Consider the following 16,715-nt stretch of genomic DNA (forward strand, 5'->3'; position numbering starts at 1 on the left):
TGTTGAAGGACTTGTAGATGAACCCGCGACCGGGCAATCAGCTGTTCGATGCCTACTTCACCGCAGTCGCCATGCGTGAAGTATTCAGTGACCGAGGCCGGGTGCAGGGCATGCTCGATTTCGAGGCTGCCCTGGCCCGGGCCGAAGCGGCCGTGGGGGTGATTCCGCAGGTTGCGGTGGCACCCATCGAGGCCGCCTGCCAGGCCGAGCACTATGACTATGCCGCGCTGGCCGAGGCCATCGGCATTGCCGGCAACTCGGCCATCCCGCTGGTCAAGGCACTGGGCAAGGTGATCGCCAGCGGAGTGCCCGAGGCCGAGCGCTATGTACACTTGGGCGCCACCAGCCAGGATGCGATGGACACCGGGTTGGTCCTGCAACTGCGTGCGGCCCTGGGCCTGATTGAAGACGACTTGCAGCGCCTGGCCGACGCCCTGGCGCATCAGGCCCAGGCCCATGCCGATACACCGTTGGCCGGACGTACCTGGTTGCAGCATGCAACGCCAGTCACCCTGGGCATGAAGATCGCTGGCTGGCTGGGCGCCTTGACCCGTCACCGCCAGCGTTTGCAGGAGCTCAAGCCACGCTTGCTGACACTGCAGTTCGGCGGCGCCTCCGGCACCCTGGCGGCACTGGGTGACAAAGCGCTGCCGGTGGCCGAAGCCCTGGCCCAGCAACTGGACCTGCAACTGCCCGAGCAACCCTGGCACACCCAGCGCGACCGCCTGGTGGAGTTCGCCTCGGTGCTGGGCCTGATCGCCGGCAGCTTGGGCAAGCTGGGTCGCGACATCAGCCTGCTGATGCAGACAGAAGCGGCGGAAGTGTTCGAACCGTCTGCACCGGGCAAGGGCGGATCCTCGACCATGCCGCACAAGCGCAACCCGGTGGGCGCTGCCGTATTGATCGGCGCTGCCACGCGAGTGCCGGGGCTGGTGTCGACGATGTTTGCCGCCATGCCTCAGGAGCACGAGCGCAGCCTGGGCTTGTGGCATGCCGAATGGGAGACCCTGCCGGAAATCTGCTGCCTGGTTTCCGGTGCGTTGCGCCAGGCGCAGATCATCGCCGATGGCCTGCAGGTGGATGCCGAACGCATGCGCCAGAACCTCGACCTGACCCAGGGCCTGGTGCTGGCCGAAGCGGTGAGCATCGTTTTGGCTCAACGCCTGGGCCGCGACAGCGCCCATCATTTGCTGGAACGCTGCTGCAAGCGCGCAGTGGCCGAGCAGCGACACCTGCGCGCCGTGCTCGGCGACGACCCACAGGTGAGCGCCGAACTTTCACCCGACGAACTCGATCGTCTGCTCGACCCCGCCCACTACCTTGGCCAGGCTCGCGCCTGGGTCGAGCGGGCGCTGGCCGAACATCACCGTTTCAATGCCTGAAGGAGGCTGCAGTGGCACAGGTACAACTCGCCGATGGCGCACTCAACTACCAACTCGACGGGCCTGAAGGCGCGCCGGTGCTGGTGCTGTCCAACTCGCTGGGCACCGACCTGCACATGTGGGACACCCAGGTGCCGGCCTTTACCGCGCACTTTCGTGTGCTGCGCTACGACACCCGTGGCCATGGCGGTTCGCTGGTGACCGATGGACCGTACAGCATCGAGCAACTGGGCCAGGACGTACTGGCGCTGCTCGACGCGCTGAAGATCGAACGCGCGCATTTCTGCGGCTTGTCCATGGGCGGGCTGATCGGTCAGTGGCTGGGCATCAATGCCGGCGAGCGCTTGAATCGCCTGGTCGTTTGCAACACCGCCGCCAAGATCGGCTCGCCAGATACCTGGAACCCGCGTATTGAAATGGTCCTGCGTGATCGCCAGGCGGCGATGGTCGGTTTGCGCGATGCCTCGATCGAGCGCTGGTTCACCCCGGGCTATTCCTCGACCAATCCGGATCAGGCCAAACGCATCACCGACATGCTCGCCGCCACCTCGCCAGAAGGCTATGCGGCCAACTGCGGTGCAGTGCGCGATGCCGATTTTCGCGATCAACTGGGCGAAATCAAGGTGCCGTTGCTGGTGGTGTCGGGCAGTCATGACGCGGTCACGCCGCCGTCGGGCGGGCTGTTCATCCAGGAGAACGTGGAGGGTGCCGAGTACGCTGAATTCCATGCCGCGCACTTGTCCAACGTCGAAGTGGGCGAGCCGTTCAGCCGCCGTGTGATCGACTTTCTGCTGGCCCGCTGAGGAGCATCCCGTGGACGAGAAACAACGCTACGAAGAGGGTATGAAGGTGCGTCGTGCGGTACTGGGCGATGCCCATGTCGATCGCAGCCTGAGCAACCTCACCGCGTTCAACGGTGAGTTCCAGGAGATGATCACCCGTCATGCCTGGGGCGATATCTGGACCCGCCCGGGTTTGTCGCGGCATACGCGCAGCCTGATCACCATCGCCATGCTGATCGGCATGAACCGCAACGAGGAGCTCAAGCTGCACTTGCGCGCGGCCGCCAACAACGGCGTAACCCGCGAAGAGATCAAGGAAGTGCTGATGCAGAGCGCAATCTACTGCGGTATTCCGGCGGCCAATGCCACCTTCCACCTGGCGGAGTCGGTGTGGGATGAGTTGGGGGTTGAGTCGCGGGGCTGAGGCCATCGCGGGGCAGGCCCGCGCCTACCGGCTGGTAGGCGCGGGCTGTCAAACCACAGGCCCGGCATTGCGCTCCACAGCCTGCTTCAATTCAGGGCACAGCCCCAGCAAGAATGCCAGTTCCGCCACCACGAACAACGGCCCGATGATCAGCCCGCTGACATCATCGACAAAGGCCGGTTTGCGCCCTTCGTAGTAATGCCCTACAAACTGGATCACCCAGCCCACCACAAACAATCCGAGCCCCGCACTGAGCCACACCAGCGTGCTCTGCACGGCCAGGGCCTGCCCGGCCCACAGGCACAAGCCCAGCAGCAAGGCCATGATCAGGCCGAAGCGTTGGTCCAGGCGCAGGTAAAACCAGGCCGATGCCAATGCCAGCAGCAAGGCGGGCGACAGCCACATGCCCGCGATGGCGACCCCTGGGCGCGACAGCAGCACCGTGACCGCCACCACGATCATCGGGATACCGACAAAGTGGGTGACGATGTTGCGTGTATCCCGGTGGTAGGCGGCGTATTGGCTGAGGTGTTCGACCAGGGTTTTCATTATTGTTCCTCCTGTTGGGAGTGGGCAGGCCTCACTCCCCTCAGGATAGCCTGCCAGCTAGTCCGGCTGGAACGGTGACTCGCTGAGGATCACTCCGGTTTCTTCGACGTATTTCTGCCACTCGCCCAGCAGCGCTTGCAGCTTGGCCGGTTGGGCCTGCGCCAGGTCGTCGATTTCGCCCGGGTCTCTGGCCAGATCATACAGTTGCCAGGTGGCCGGCCCCACCGGGCCGGGAATGTACACGGCCTTCCATTGGCCCTGGCGAATGGCCCGGCGGCCGAACAGCTCCCAGCCGGTCACGGTGTTTTCGTCATGCACCTGCTCGGTTTCACCCGACAGGTAGCCCAGCCACGATTTGCCGCGCAATGGGGCAACGTCACGACCACGCCAGCGTTTCCCGGGGTGACGTACACCGGCGAGGTCCAGCAGGGTCGGGGTAATGTCCATCACCGTGCTGAACTGATGGCTGATCTGCCCTTGGCGCGCCAGGGCCGGGTAATGCACCAGTGCCGGTACCCGAATCCCCCCTTCGCTGGTGAAGGCCTTGAACAGCCGCGAAGGCGCCGTGGCCGCCTGCGCCCACTGCGGGCCATACCAGACGTAGGAGTTGGCGCGACCGATGTTCTCCAGGCTGTTGTCGTAGTGCTGGTCCAGGTAGCTGGCCAGGTGCGGGCCGAACTTGGGGAAGGCTTCGAGCAGCGCCCCTTCGGCACCGTTGTCGGACATGAACAGCACCAGGGTGTTGTCCAACTGGCCCTGGTTGCGCAAATAGTCCAGTACCCGGCCGATGTTCCAGTCCATGCGCTCGACCATGGCCGCGTAGACCTCCATCGAGCGTGCCGATCGCTGACGCTGTTCGTCGTTGAGGCTTTGCCAGTGGTTGTCGACCGGGTGGGCGCGCGTGTCGGCAGCGATCAGGCCCAGTTGGCGGAGTTTTTCCAGGCGTTCCTGACGCAGCACTTCGGGGCCGGCGTTATAGCGCCCCTTGTAGCGAGCGACCACCTCGGCTGGCGCCTGCAGTGGCCAGTGCGGAGCCGAGAAGGGCAGGTAGGCGAAGAACGGCCGGCTTTGGTCGCGCTCCTTGAGGTACTCGAGCAGCTTGTCGCCGAAGGCGTCCGAGGAATAGAACCCTTCGGGCAGTTGCTCGACGAAGGTTTCGTCTTCGATGTACAGCGCAGGCGTGGACTTGAGCAGGCGCGGGGTCTGCTCGTCGTAGGTCGGCTCGAAGCCGTAGTGGTTGGCCGCGCCCGGCAGCAGGGCAAAGGATCGTTCGAAGCCGCGCGCATGGGGCGCCAGTTCCGCTTTCAGGCCCAGGTGCCACTTGCCGCTCATCAGCGTCTGGTAGCCGGCTTCGCGCAGCAGTTCCGGGAGGGCCACCACACGGTCGTTCAGATGGCCTTCGTAGCCGGGCTTGCCGATTAGCTCCGGGGTCAGGGCTTCGGCCATGGTACCGATGCCGGCGATATGGTGGTCGGTGCCGGTGAGCAGCATCGAACGGGTTGGCGAGCAGGTCGGCGCGGTATGGAAGTCAGTCAGGCGCAGGCCGGCGTTGGCCAGGGCATCGAGGTTCGGCGTGGCGATTTCGCCACCGAAGGCGCCGAGGTCGGAGAATCCCAGGTCATCGGCAACGATGACCAGAAAGTTGGGGCGTTGGCTCATGGTCGGTTCTCAGTAGGCAAGGTAGGAGAGGGGCAGGTTGTGGATCTGGACCGGCGCGGCCGGCAGGTAGCGGTCGTCGGCGGTGAGTTGGTGCAGCAGTGCTTCGCGCAGGCGATGGAATGCCAGGCTTGAGCGCTGGCGCGGGTGGGGCAGGTCGATGCTGTGGATCTGCTTGATGCGGCCGGGGCGCGGTTCGAGTACCACCACGCGATCGGCCAGGAACAGTGCTTCCTCGACGTCGTGGGTCACCAGCAGGGTGGTGATACGCGCCCGTTCGCGGATCGCCAGCAGCTCTTCCTGCATCTGCTGGCGGGTCAGGGCATCGAGGGCGCCGAAGGGTTCGTCGAGCAGCAGGATGCGCGGGCTGGCCACCAGGCCACGGGCAATCGCCACCCGTTGGGCCATGCCGCCAGAGAGTTGGTGCGGGTAGGCCTGGCTGAAGTCCTCAAGCCCGACCAGGGCGATGTAGTGGGTAATGCGTTGTTCACGCTGCGCTGTGCTCAAGGGTTCGTTGACCAGGCCCAGGGCGATGTTTTCCCGCACCGTCAGCCAGGGAAACAGGCGATGCTCCTGGAATACGATGCCGCGCTCGCGACCGATGCCGGTCAGCGGCTGGCCGTCGATCAGGATCTGCCCCTGGTAGTCGCTGTCCAGGCCGATCAATAGGCGCAGCAGGGTGGATTTGCCACAGCCGCTGGCGCCGACGATGGCGACGAACTCGCCGTCGGCGATCTGCAGGTTGAAGTCGCGGATGGCTTCCAGCTCGCCGCCGGCCACCGCAAAGTGTTTACCGACCTGATTGAAGCTGACCAAAGGATGGGCAATGGCGTTCATGCTCGTCTCCAGCGTGTGGCACGCGATTCGATGTGTTGTCCGAGGGCGCCCAACAGTGCGCCGGTGAGGCCGACCAGAAGCATCCCGGCCATGATCAAGTCCATGCGCAACAACTGCTGGGCGCCGATCATCAGGCTGCCGATGCCGCCACCGGAGGGCATGAAGTATTCGGCGCCGATGGTGCCGAGCCAGGCATAGATCAAGCCCACGCGCAGGCCGGCGAAAATCCCCGGTGCCGCCCCTGGCAGCACCAGCTGCAGCAAGCGCTGGCGCAGGTTCAGGTGCAGCACCCGGGCGGCCTCATCCAGTTGCGCGGAGCGGTTGGCGACACTGCGCTGGGTAGCGATGAACAGGGGGAAGAAGGCGGCCAGCCCGACAAATACCCACTTGGCCAGCTCGCCCAGACCGAACCAGGCGGTGAGCAACGGCACCCAGGCAAAGATTGCGATCTGCCGAACCCCGGCCAGGGTAGGGCCGAGCACGCGTTCGGCAGGGTGCGACAACCCCAGCCACAGGCCCAGGACAAAGCCCAGGCCGCCGCCCAGCAGCAACCCGCCCAGGGCGCGGCCGACGCTGACCACCAGGGCTGAGCTGAGCGAGCCGTCGAGCACGCCGTACCAGGCGGTGGTCAGCACTTGCCAGGGGGCGACCAGGATCTGTGCATCAACCCACTGCAATTGGTTGGCCAACTGCCAGAGCAGCAACAACCCCAGGGGTAGCACCAGCGCATGCAGCCGCTCCGCGCCTTGCAGCTGTTGCCCTCGCAGTTGCGCCCCGGGCGGATGCGGCCAATGCACCAGGCGCCGATCCAACCAGCCCAGGCCACGGTCCATGGCATAGCCAAGCAGCCCGATCACCACGATGCAGACGAAGACGATATCGAGCATGAACAGCTGGCGCGCCCAAACCATCAGGTAGCCGATGCCTTCACTGGAGGCGAGCAGCTCGACTGCCAGCAACGAGGACCAGCCGGTGGCCAGCGCCAGGCGTACTCCGGCAAGAAAGGCGGGCAAGGCCGCCGGCAGGATCAGCCGGGTGATCAGCAGAGGTCCTGGCAGCCTGAGCACTGCCGCCGCCTCACGCAGGCGCGGCTGGGCGTCACGCACGCCAACTAGGGTATGCAGAGTGACTGGGACGATGATCGCTTTGACCAGCACCACTAGCTTGAGCAGCTCGCCAATGCCGAACAACACCATGAACAGCGGCACCCAGGCGAGGGTCGGGATCTGTGCCAGGGCGTTGAAAGTAGGCATTACCAGGCGCTCGGCGCGGCGGCTGAAACCCAGCCAGGCACCCAGCACCGCACCGCTGGTGACCCCAGCCACCAGGCCGAGCAGTAAGCGTTGCAGGCTGATTGCCAGGTGTGACCAGAGTTCGCCATGGGCCAGCTCCAGTGCGCTCTGCCAGACCAGGCTGGGCGCAGGCAGTATCTGCTCGCTCATCCAGTGGTTGCGGCTGGCCAGCCACCATAGCAGCGCCAGCCCCAATGGCAGGTACCAGGCCTGCAGCCGCGCCCAGGGCCATGTGCCGGCCCCGCTCGGTGGCGGAGCAGGTGTGCTCAACGAGGGGCTGGATAATGATGCTCGGGCCATGGCGGACCTCCGTGGATTGAAATTTGTATATTCCTTTCAGGTATACAATTATCAATATCAATGCGAATAACTCATAAGAATGTGCATTTAAAACAGCTGGAAAGCGCCGTATCCAATGCATTTGAAGCATATTTTTCGTGTGCCACAGGCATGGTTGGGCGCAAGCCCCGTGGCAGCCCTCTTATGCTAATTAATTATTAAATTGTAATTTAATAGTATTTATTTGCAGCTTCAGGATGTGGTTAGCGTGGCCGTACCACTACAAGGAGCGCGTGCCATGAACCTGTCGATCAACCGTGTTTTCAGTCTGTTTGCCGCCCCCGCCCTGGCTGCCGTGGTCGGATGGCTACCGCCGCTGGCCCAGGCCAGTGCCGTGCGGGAAATCCGCATTGCCGTGCCGGACCTGAGTGCGGGTACGCAAAATTCGGGGGGCGGAATCAGTGATGTGCTGCGCAACCAGCAGTTGCTGGAAAAGGCCTTTGCTGCCGACGGCATCACCATCCAGTGGAACTACTTCAAGGGCGCGGGCCCGGTGATCAACGAAGCCTTCGCCAACGGCCAGGTGGACTTTGCCTACCTGGGCGATCTGGCCGCCATCATCGGCAAGGCCAATGGCGTCGATACCCGCCTTTTGTCGGCTACCGGGCGCGGCATCAAGCACTACCTGGGCGTGGTGCCCGGCAGTGACATCAAGACCTTGCAGGATCTCAAGGGCAAGCGCGTGGCGATCTTCCGTGGCACTGCCAGCCAGCTGTCGTTCGATGCTGCCCTGGCCAGCCAGGGCTTGAGCGAGAAGGACCTGAAGGTGATCAACCTGGACTTCAACGCGGCCGTCGCCGCCCTGGCCGCCCGGCAGATCGATGCCACCTGGGGGCTGTCGGGGTTGACGGCCCTGCAGGCCCGCGGCCTTGCCGATCTGCCGCTCAACACCCGCGACCTGGGCGGTGCCGGCAGCATCCAGGCGGTGCTGGTGGGGGCGGGCGCCTTTGTCGATGCGCATCCCGAGCTGGTCCAGCGCCTGCTCGATGCCCAGCAGCAGGCTGTGCAATGGTTGAGCCACGAGGCCAACAAAGAGGCCTATATCCAGCTGGTATCAGGGTTGGCGAGTTATCCGAAAGTGATCCTCGAGCGTGACTTGCAGGATGAGCCACTCAAGCACACCTTCCGCTCGAGCCTGGACCAGCCGTTCCTCGATCAGTTGCAGGCATCGATCGACCTGGCCGCCGAGCAACGCTTGATCCGCAAGCCGTTCAAAGTTGCCCAGTGGCTGGCGCCCCAGGCTATCCGGCCAGCACCTGCAGCGCTGGCTGCTGATCGAGGCTGATCAGGGTGTCGATCATGGCCTTCGCTGCTGGCGACAGGCGATAACCGCTGCGGCTGACAATGCCGCAGCGGGCGTTGAGGCTATCCAGGTTGGCCGGCAGGTTGCGCCAGTGCAGGCGTATCAGGCGACCCTGCTGGATGTCGTCGGCAAAGGCTTCCTCGGTACCAATACCGATGGCATCACTGCCTAATACCCGGCGTACAAGGGTTGGCAGGTGCTCGGTTTGCAGTTGCGCAGTGAAGTCAGTCTTGCCGCTGAGATTGGCCAGGAGCTTGCGCACGCCGGGCGGGATCAGCGTGGTGGCCAAGGGGTAGTCGAACATGTCGTTGGTCGACAGGCTGTCCTTGGCCAGCAAGGGATGCCCCGGCCGGCAGAAAAACAGCCCGCGACGGGGGCTCAGCGGCAAGGTGTGGAAGTTGGGGTCGGCCTCGAACTGGCGGATGTCCGCGACGAAGAACTCGATTTCCTCACGGTTCAAGGCTCGGCTGAGCTTTTCCCAGTTATCGACTTCAAGGCTGGTACGCACCTTGGGGTGGGCGTCGAGAAACTGCGCCAGCGCCCGGGGCACCAGATGCTCGGCAGGTGCCGGGCCGCAGCCGAAGTGCAATTCGCCGGCGTCGAGTTTGGTCATCTGCAGGACTTCGCTGTTGAGCAAGGCTGCGCCCTGCACCAGGCGCAAGGCGTGCTGCAGTACCACCTGGCCTTCCGGGGTCGGGCGCAGGTCCTTGTTGCCGCGATCCACCAGTACACATCCGAACTCTTGCTCCAGGCCTTGGATGCTGCGGCTGAAGGCTGGCTGGGTGATGCCCATGGCGTCGGCCGCGCGGACAAAACTGCGGTGTTCGTTGAGGGCGATGAAGTAACGCAGTTGGCGAAGATCCATATGCTTTCCCGGCATTCCAAAAATACGGCGAAGGTATTTGCCGCCACGAAGGCTCAGGTTTTAAATGCAAGCTCTTATTCCGTCAATGAAGCACTTGCAAATTTGTTAGAGCTTATTTGCATATAGATAGCGCAAGTGTTCCATCGGCACTATTCGCAAAGCAGCCAGACGAGGGTCATACCATGAGCAATGCCGCACGCGCCGTAGCACCCGTCAGCCACGCGCTGGACATCCACCCGGTCGCCGGACGCATCGGTGCCGAGATCCGTGGGGTGCAGTTGAGCGCCGACCTTGAACCTGCCGTGATCGAGGCCATCCAGGCCGCGCTGGTACAGCACAAGGTCATCTTCTTCCGCGCCCAGCATCACCTCGATGACCAGGGGCAGGAAGCCTTTGCCCACTTGCTCGGCGAGCCGATTGCCCACCCCACCGTGCCGGTGCGCGAAGGCACCCGTTTCCTGCTGGAGCTGGACGGCGGTGAAGGGCGCCGGGCCAACTCCTGGCACACCGATGTGACCTTCGTGGATGCCTATCCCAAGGCTTCGATCCTGCGTTCGGTGGTGGCGCCCGAGTCGGGTGGCGACACCGTATGGGCCAACACGGCGACGGCCTATCAGGACTTGCCTGCCGAATTGCAGGCACTGGCCGATCAGCTGTGGGCGGTACACAGCAACGAGTACGACTACGCGGCGGCCAAGCCGAATGTCACCCTGGAGCAGCAGGAGAGCTATCGCCGAATCTTCACCTCCACGGTGTATGAAACTGAACACCCTGTGGTGCGGGTACACCCGGTCAGTGGTGAGAAAACCCTGCTGCTGGGCCACTTCGTCAAGCGCCTGAAGGGCTACTCGCAGTTCGATTCCACTCACCTGTTCAGCCTTCTGCAAAGCCACGTTACCCGCCTGGAGAACACCGTGCGCTGGCGGTGGCAGGCCGGTGACGTGGCGATCTGGGACAACCGCGCCACCCAGCATTACGCGGTGGATGACTATGGCACCCAGGGGCGGGTGGTGCGTCGGGTGACCTTGCAAGGGGATGTCCCGGTGGGCGTGACTGGGCAGCGGAGCCGGACGACGCGCGGGGTCTGATAGCGATTGCGGGGCAAGTCGAGACTTGCCCCGCGATGGTTTCACAGAATGCTGATCGGATAGCTGACGATGAGGCGGTTCTCATCAAAGGCGTTGCTGCTGTAGTCCCGGCGCATGGTCGAGTTGCGCCATTTGAACGAGAGGTTCTTCAGGGCGCCGGACTGGATCACATAGGCCAGCTCTGACTCCCGCGCCCATTCCTTGCCATCGGTGATCGCGCCGGTGTGCACGTTGTCACCGCTGATGTAGCGGTTCATCAAGGTCAGGCCCGGCACGCCAACCCCGGCAAAGTTGAAGTCGTAACGCACCTGCCACGAGCGCTCCTGGGCGTTGTCGAAGCTCGAGTTGTAGCTGTCGTTGGCCAGGGTACCGCCGCTGGTACCGTTGACCCGCATCCAAGCGTCGTCGCCGCTGACTTTCTGCAGGCCGACGTAGAAGGTGCTGGCGCCATAGCGGGCCGAGAGCAGCGCCGAGGCGGTGCGGTTGTCGAGGTCGCCTGCGCGGGCTGCGCCGTCTTCCTTGCCAAGGAAGTAGCCAAGGTTGGCGCCCAGGGTCCAGTCGCCCAGCGGCTGGGTGTGGATCAGGTTGATGAACTGCTGGTTGTAGATGTCTTTGAGCTCGGCATTCCACAGGCCGATCTGCGTGCGCTTGTCGTTGAAGCTGTATTCGCCGCCGGCAAAGTTGAACCGGTCGGACGTGAAGGCCGCCCGGCCGTTCATCGACATGTCTTCCATGCTCGCATCGTTGCGCGGGCTGTTGCCGCGGAACTGGCCGGCATACAGGGTCAGGCCGGCGATTTCCTGGGAGGTGATCTGCCCGCCGCGGAAAGTCTGTGGCAGCGAGCGGCCGTCGTCCGAGCGCAGGATTGGTAGCACCGGCATCCATTCACCCACCTTCAGCTCGGTGTTCGATACCTTGGCCTTGAGCGCCACGCCCAGGCGGCCGAAGTCATCGGCCGGGCGACCGTCGTCATGTACCGGCAGCAGGTTGGTGTTAGCCGTGCCCCGGCCGCCATCGAGCTTGACCGAGTACAAGCCCAGTACATCCACGCCGAAGCCGACCACGCCCTGGGTGAAGCCGGAGCGGGCATCGAGGATGAAGCTCTGGGTCCATTCCTCGGCCTTGCCCTGAGGGTTGGCGGGGTCGACGAAATTGCGGTTGATGTAGAAGTTGCGCAGGTTGAGGCTGGCCTTGGCGTCTTCGACAAAACCACCGTCGGCCGCGAAGACGGGCAGGGCGCAAGTCATGGCCAGCAAGCCGGGAAGCAGGTGTCGTGCGGGTGGGAGTGCAGTCATGTTGTCTGTGTCTCTTGTTTTTATGTAAGCCGAAGCCATCCGCTGTGACGGTTAACGGTCACAGGCCGGGCAACGATCTTGGGGTAGAAACGTAGGAGTAGCTGCGAAAGGATGGTGCGGTGGCGGGCGGGGGTGAATCAATTCGTTACAGCCGGAGTTGGGCGATAATCGAACACTAACTGGTTGGTTAGTTTTGGAAACATCGCGAGGCACGTTCGCTCCTGTGGGGGCGGGCTTGCCTTGCGAAGACATAAAAAAGCCCACCGCAAGGGTGGGCTCCTGAACCACAAGCCAGAATCAGCCTTTTGGCGTATCGACTGCTGCCTGCTGCTGCGCCTGACCGGTCTGCTCGTACCAGCCGCCGCCGAGGGCCTTGTACAGGTTGACCTCGCTGACCAGCTGCGACAGACGATCGCTGATCAACGCCTGCTGGGTGTTGAACAGCTGACGCTGGGCGTCGAGGAAGGTCAGGTTGCTGTCGACACCAATGCGGTAGCGACGCTCGGCCAGGCGGTAGTAGTCCTGGTTGGCGGCGACCAGGTCGCGTTGGGCCTGCAGCTGATCGTTGAAGGTCTTGCGCGCGGCGAGGCCATCGGAGACTTCCTGGAAGGCGGTCTGGATGGTTTTCTCGTACTTCGCGACGTTGATGTCCTTCTGGATCTTCGAGTAGTCAAGGCTGGCGCGCAGGGCACCGGCGTTGAAGATCGGCAGGTTGATCTGCGGCTGGAACAACCAGGTGCCCGAACCGCCCTTGAACAGCCCGTCCATGTCCGGGCTCAGGGTCCCGGCGTTGGCAGTCAGGCTGATGCTCGGGAAGAACGCTGCACGGGCCGCACCGATGTTGGCGTTGGCGGCCTTGAGCAGATGCTCGGCTTCCTGGATGTCCGGACGACGTTGCAGTACCTCGGACGGCATGCCGGCAGGTACTTCAGCCAGTACATCGCTGTCGAGGCTGCGCGCAGCAGGCAGGTCGGCCGGCAGGCCGGTACCGACCAGCACGGTCAGGCTGTTCAGGTCCTGGGCGACCAGGCGCTGGTACTGGGCCAGTTTGACCCGGGCACCTTCAACCGAGGTACGCGCCTGGCTCAAGTCCAGGGCAGAAGCCACACCCACTTCGTTGCTGCGCAAGGTCAGCGCATAGCTTTCCTCGTAGGTCTTTAGGGTGTCTTCGGTCAGCTTGAGCAGGGCCTGGTCGGCCTGCCAAGTGAAGTAGGCGTTGGCCACGCTGGCCACCAGGCTGATCTGGGTAGAGCGCCGGGCCTCTTCGCTGGACAGGTAGATTTCCAGTTGCTGCTCGGTAAGGCTGCGTACCCGGCCGAACAGGTCCAGCTCGTAGGCGCTCACCCCGAGGGTGGCCGAGTACTGGCTGGTGATCTCGGAATCACCGGTCTGCGACAGGTTGGCCGGCATCCGCTGGCGGCTGCCACTGCCGTTGGCGCTGACTGCCGGGAACAGGTCGGCCCGCTGGATGCGGTACTGCGCCCGGTAGGCATCGATGTTCAGTGCCGCGACCCGAAGGTCGCGGTTGTTGACCAGCGAGGTCTGGATCAACTGCTGCAGCGCCGGGTCATGGAAGAACTGACGCCAGCCCTGCTCGGCGGCAGCCACATCCGCCGACTCGGTCGGCGAATAGGCAGGGCCTTGCGGCCACTGCGCGGCCACCGGCGAGTCCGGGGTCTGGTAGTCAGGGATCAGCGAGCAGCCGCCAAGAATGAAAGCGGTTACCGCCAGGGACAACAGGGACTTACTCATTGCCCAGCCTCATAGCGTGGAGTTTCAGGTGTGGCGTCTTCTTCCGGCTTTTTGCTGCCGAACAGTGACGACACGGTAACGAAGAACAGCGGTACCCAGAAGATGGCCAGTACGGTGGCGGTCAGCATGCCGCCGATTACCCCGGTACCGATCGCATGCTGGCTGCCCGAGCCCGCACCGCTGGAGATAGCCAACGGTACCACGCCCAGGATGAACGCCAGCGAGGTCATGATGATCGGCCGCAGACGCATCCGGCAGGCTTCGATGGCCGCATCGATCAGGCTGCGGCCCTGCTCGTGCAGTTCCTTGGCAAATTCCACGATCAGAATCGCGTTCTTCGCCGCCAGACCAATGGTGGTCAACAGCCCCACCTGGAAGTACACGTCGTTGGACAGGCCACGCAGGCTGGTAGCCAGCAGGGCACCGATGATCCCCAGCGGTACCACGAGCATGACCGCGATCGGAATCGACCAGCTTTCATACAGCGCCGCCAGACACAGGAACACCATCAGCAGCGACAAGGCATACAGCGCCGGCGCCTGGGAGCCCGACAGGCGCTCCTCGTACGACAGGCCGGTCCACGAGTAGCCGATACCCGCCGGCAATTGCGCGGCGATACGCTCGACTTCGAGCATGGCTTCACCGGTACTGTAGCCAGGGGCTGGCGCACCGAGGATTTCCATGGCTTCTACACCGTTGTAACGCGACAGCTTCGGTGCACCGTAGATCCACTCGCCGGTGGCGAAGGAGGAGAACGGCACCATCTCGCCGGCAGCGTTGCGCACGTACCACTTCTGCAGGTCTTCCGGGCTCATGCGTGAGCCGGGCTCACCCTGGATGTACACCTTCTTGACCCGACCGCGGTCGATGAAGTCGTTGACGTAGCTGGCACCCAGGGCAATCGACAGGGTGTTGTTGATGTCGGCAATGGTCACGCCCAGGGCACTGGCGCGTTCGTCGTCGACGGTCAGCTGGTACTGCGGTTCATCGTTCAGGCCGTTCGGACGTACTGCCGAGAGGATCTTGCTTTGAGCGGCCAGGCCGAGGAACTGGTTGCGCGCTTCCATCAGCTTGTCGTGGCCGACACCGGCACGGTCTTGCAGGAATACGTCGAAACCGGTGGCGTTACCCAGTTCCAGTACCGCAGGCGGGGCAAAGGCAAACACCATCGCGTCGCGGAAGCTGAAGAAGTGCTGCTGGGCACGGGCGGCCAGGTTGAACACGTTGTTCTCGGCAGAACGCTCGCCCCACGGTTTGAGCATGATGAAGGCCATGCCCGAGCTCTGGCCGCGGCCGGCGAAGTTGAAGCCGTTCACGGTGAACACGGAGGCCACGGTATCGGCTTCCTTGTCGAGCAGGTAGGCACGCATTTCATCGATCACCACTTGGGTCCGCTCGGCACTGGAGCCGGCCGGGGTCTGCACCTGGGCGAAGAGTACGCCCTGGTCTTCCTCGGGAAGGAACGCGGTAGGGATGCGCATGAACAGCCAGATCATGCCGACCATGATCAGCAAGTAGGCCAGCAGGTACGGTGCCTTGTGACGCAGGATGTTGCCCACGCCACGCTCGTAGCTTTTGACGCTGCGGTCGAAGTTGCGGTTGAACCAGCCGAAGAAGCCGCGCTTGGGCGTGCCATGCTCACCCTTCGGAATCGGCTTGAGCATGGTGGCGCACAGGGCCGGGGTGAAGATCAGCGCAACGATCACCGACAGGGCCATGGCCGACACGATGGTGATCGAGAACTGCTTGTAGATCACCCCGGTGGAGCCGCCGAAGAACGCCATCGGCAGCAGTACTGCCGACAGTACCAGGGCGATACCGACCAGGGCGCCCTGGATCTGGCCCATGGATTTCTTCGTCGCTTCCTTGGGTGACAGGCCTTCTTCGGCCATTACCCGCTCGACGTTCTCCACCACGACGATGGCATCGTCCACCAGCAAGCCGATCGCCAGCACCATGCCGAACATGGTCAGGGTGTTGATACTGAAGCCCGCCGCGGCCAGGATGCCGAAGGTGCCGAGCAGTACCACAGGCACGGTCATGGTGGTGATGATGGTGGCGCGGAAGTTCTGCAGGAACAGGTACATCACCAGGAACACCAGCACGATCGCTTCGATCAGGGTGTGGATTACTCCGCTGATCGACTCGGTTACCACTGGCGTGGTGTCGTACGGGAACACCGCTTTCATGCCTTCAGGGAAGAAGGGCTCGAGGTCACTGATGGTCTTGCGCAGGGCTTTGGCGGTGTCCAGGGCGTTGGCCCCGGTTGCCAGCTTGACCGCCAGACCCGACGCCGGCTTGCCGTTGAACTGGGCGCTGACGGCGTAGTTTTCACCGCCAAGCGCTACAGTGGCGACATCCTTCAGGCGCACTTGCGAGCCGTCGCGGTTGACCTTGAGCAGGATCTTTTCGAACTGCTCGGCGGTCTGCAGACGGGTCTTGCCGATGATGGTGGCGTTCAGTTGCTGGCCGGGCAGGGCAGGCAGGCCGCCGAGCTGACCGGACGACACCTGGACGTTCTGCGCCGCCACGGCGGTGCGTACATCGACCGGAGTCAGCTGGAACTTGTTCAGCTTGGCCGGATCGAGCCAGATCCGCATCGCGTACTGGGCACCGAAGACCTGGAAGTCACCGACACCCGCGGTACGCGAGATCGGGTCCTGCATGTTAGACACGATGTAGTTGGCCAGGTCGTCCTTGGACATGCTGCCGTCTTCGGATACCAGGCCGATCACCAGCAGGAAGTTCTTCACTGCCTTGGTCACGCGGATACCCTGCTGCTGTACTTCTTGCGGCAGCAGCGGGGTGGCCAGGTTCAGCTTGTTCTGCACCTGGACCTGGGCGGTGTCGGGGTTGGTCCCCTGCTCGAAGGTCGCGGTGATGGTCATGCTGCCGTCGGAGTTACTTTCCGACGATACATAACGCAAGTTGTCGATACCGTTGAGCTGCTGCTCGATCACCTGTACCACAGTGTCCTGCACGGTCTGCGCCGAGGCGCCCGGATAGGTCACGGCAATGGCGATGGCCGGCGGAGCAATGCTGGGGTACTGGTTGATCGGCAACTTCAGGATCGACAAGGCGCCGACCAGCATGATCACCAAGGCGATCACCCAAGCAAAGATCGGGCGATCGATAAAAAATCTCGACATGG

13 protein-coding genes are annotated in these 16,715 nt (G+C 63.4%); 5 read left to right on the forward strand and 8 right to left on the reverse strand.

The features are described from left to right. The first annotated feature begins 17 nt into the window (after positions 1-17). The 3 genes from ABVN19_RS01440 to pcaC are packed head-to-tail and all read left to right on the forward strand — an operon-like array spanning position 18 to position 2,588. Positions 18-1,382 (forward strand): 3-carboxy-cis,cis-muconate cycloisomerase, encoded by a 1,365-nt coding sequence (locus ABVN19_RS01440; RefSeq protein WP_028943365.1) that lies wholly within the window; start codon positions 18-20, stop codon positions 1,380-1,382. An 11-nt stretch (positions 1,383-1,393) separates the two neighbouring features. Further along, positions 1,394-2,185 (forward strand): 3-oxoadipate enol-lactonase, encoded by a 792-nt coding sequence (pcaD, locus tag ABVN19_RS01445; protein ID WP_028943366.1) that lies wholly within the window; start codon positions 1,394-1,396, stop codon positions 2,183-2,185. Positions 2,186-2,195: 10 nt separating this feature from the next. After that, positions 2,196-2,588: a 4-carboxymuconolactone decarboxylase gene (pcaC, locus tag ABVN19_RS01450; protein ID WP_028943367.1), complete on the forward strand. Its 393-nt coding sequence runs from the start codon at positions 2,196-2,198 to the stop codon at positions 2,586-2,588. Positions 2,589-2,636: 48 nt separating this feature from the next. Here pcaC and ABVN19_RS01455 read toward each other — a convergent pair whose 3' ends face one another. The 4 genes from ABVN19_RS01455 to ABVN19_RS01470 are packed head-to-tail and all read right to left on the reverse strand — an operon-like array spanning position 2,637 to position 7,222. Next, entirely contained in the window at positions 2,637-3,137 is a 501-nt protein-coding gene (locus ABVN19_RS01455) for an Mpo1-like protein (RefSeq protein WP_105641936.1), read from the reverse strand. Between the two features lie 57 nt (positions 3,138-3,194). Beyond that, positions 3,195-4,796 (reverse strand): arylsulfatase, encoded by a 1,602-nt coding sequence (locus ABVN19_RS01460; protein WP_353632784.1) that lies wholly within the window; start codon positions 4,794-4,796, stop codon positions 3,195-3,197. Positions 4,797-4,805: 9 nt separating this feature from the next. Then, positions 4,806-5,630, reverse strand: a complete 825-nt coding sequence (locus ABVN19_RS01465; protein ID WP_105641938.1) for an ABC transporter ATP-binding protein — start codon at positions 5,628-5,630, stop codon at positions 4,806-4,808. Further along, complete coding sequence (locus ABVN19_RS01470) at positions 5,627-7,222, reverse strand: ABC transporter permease subunit (RefSeq protein WP_028943371.1); 1,596 nt, start codon at positions 7,220-7,222, stop codon at positions 5,627-5,629. Before ABVN19_RS01470 ends, ABVN19_RS01465 begins: the two co-directional genes overlap by 4 nt. Before the next feature lie 277 nt (positions 7,223-7,499). Here ABVN19_RS01470 and ABVN19_RS01475 point away from each other — a divergent pair, with 277 nt between their 5' ends. Further along, entirely contained in the window at positions 7,500-8,546 is a 1,047-nt protein-coding gene (locus ABVN19_RS01475) for an ABC transporter substrate-binding protein (RefSeq protein WP_028943372.1), read from the forward strand. Here ABVN19_RS01475 and ABVN19_RS01480 read toward each other — a convergent pair. Beyond that, entirely contained in the window at positions 8,503-9,429 is a 927-nt protein-coding gene (locus ABVN19_RS01480; RefSeq protein ID WP_028943373.1) for a LysR family transcriptional regulator, read from the reverse strand. The two genes, ABVN19_RS01475 and ABVN19_RS01480, sit on opposite strands and share 44 nt — an antisense overlap. Positions 9,430-9,611: 182 nt before the next feature. On the opposite strand from ABVN19_RS01480, the gene ABVN19_RS01485 reads away from it, so the two are divergent. Next, positions 9,612-10,517, forward strand: a complete 906-nt coding sequence (locus ABVN19_RS01485) for a TauD/TfdA family dioxygenase (protein WP_028943374.1) — start codon at positions 9,612-9,614, stop codon at positions 10,515-10,517. Positions 10,518-10,558: 41 nt separating this feature from the next. On the opposite strand, the gene ABVN19_RS01490 is transcribed toward ABVN19_RS01485, so the two are convergent. The 3 genes from ABVN19_RS01490 to ABVN19_RS01500 form a co-directional block, all read right to left on the reverse strand. Next, positions 10,559-11,812 (reverse strand): OprD family porin, encoded by a 1,254-nt coding sequence (locus ABVN19_RS01490; protein WP_105641939.1) that lies wholly within the window; start codon positions 11,810-11,812, stop codon positions 10,559-10,561. A 297-nt stretch (positions 11,813-12,109) separates the two neighbouring features. After that, entirely contained in the window at positions 12,110-13,564 is a 1,455-nt protein-coding gene (adeC, locus tag ABVN19_RS01495; RefSeq protein WP_028943376.1) for an AdeC/AdeK/OprM family multidrug efflux complex outer membrane factor, read from the reverse strand. Then, on the reverse strand, positions 13,561-16,713 hold the full coding sequence (locus ABVN19_RS01500) for an efflux RND transporter permease subunit (protein WP_028943377.1): 3,153 nt from the start codon (positions 16,711-16,713) through the stop codon (positions 13,561-13,563). The genes adeC and ABVN19_RS01500 overlap by 4 nt, the downstream gene beginning before the upstream one ends. Between the last annotated feature and the right edge of the window lie 2 nt (positions 16,714-16,715).

It is taken from the genome of Pseudomonas vranovensis (genome assembly GCF_040438935.1).
GTDB classification, from domain to species: Bacteria; Pseudomonadota; Gammaproteobacteria; order Pseudomonadales; family Pseudomonadaceae; genus Aquipseudomonas; species Aquipseudomonas vranovensis.

Excerpts from the sequence above, each read along its gene's own strand:
- ABVN19_RS01485 (WP_028943374.1), top strand. The coding sequence starts at position 9,612 with ATGAGCAATGCCGCACGCGCCGTAGCACCCGTCAGCCACGCGCTGGAC.
- ABVN19_RS01500 (WP_028943377.1), bottom strand. The coding sequence starts at position 16,713 with ATGTCGAGATTTTTTATCGATCGCCCGATCTTTGCTTGGGTGATCGCC.
- ABVN19_RS01465 (WP_105641938.1), bottom strand. The coding sequence starts at position 5,630 with ATGAACGCCATTGCCCATCCTTTGGTCAGCTTCAATCAGGTCGGTAAA.
- ABVN19_RS01480 (WP_028943373.1), bottom strand. The coding sequence starts at position 9,429 with ATGGATCTTCGCCAACTGCGTTACTTCATCGCCCTCAACGAACACCGC.
- ABVN19_RS01470 (WP_028943371.1), bottom strand. The coding sequence starts at position 7,222 with ATGGCCCGAGCATCATTATCCAGCCCCTCGTTGAGCACACCTGCTCCG.
- ABVN19_RS01455 (WP_105641936.1), bottom strand. The coding sequence starts at position 3,137 with ATGAAAACCCTGGTCGAACACCTCAGCCAATACGCCGCCTACCACCGG.
- ABVN19_RS01475 (WP_028943372.1), top strand. The coding sequence starts at position 7,500 with ATGAACCTGTCGATCAACCGTGTTTTCAGTCTGTTTGCCGCCCCCGCC.
- adeC (WP_028943376.1), bottom strand. The coding sequence starts at position 13,564 with ATGAGTAAGTCCCTGTTGTCCCTGGCGGTAACCGCTTTCATTCTTGGC.
- ABVN19_RS01440 (WP_028943365.1), top strand. The coding sequence starts at position 18 with ATGAACCCGCGACCGGGCAATCAGCTGTTCGATGCCTACTTCACCGCA.
- ABVN19_RS01460 (WP_353632784.1), bottom strand. The coding sequence starts at position 4,796 with ATGAGCCAACGCCCCAACTTTCTGGTCATCGTTGCCGATGACCTGGGA.
- ABVN19_RS01490 (WP_105641939.1), bottom strand. The coding sequence starts at position 11,812 with ATGACTGCACTCCCACCCGCACGACACCTGCTTCCCGGCTTGCTGGCC.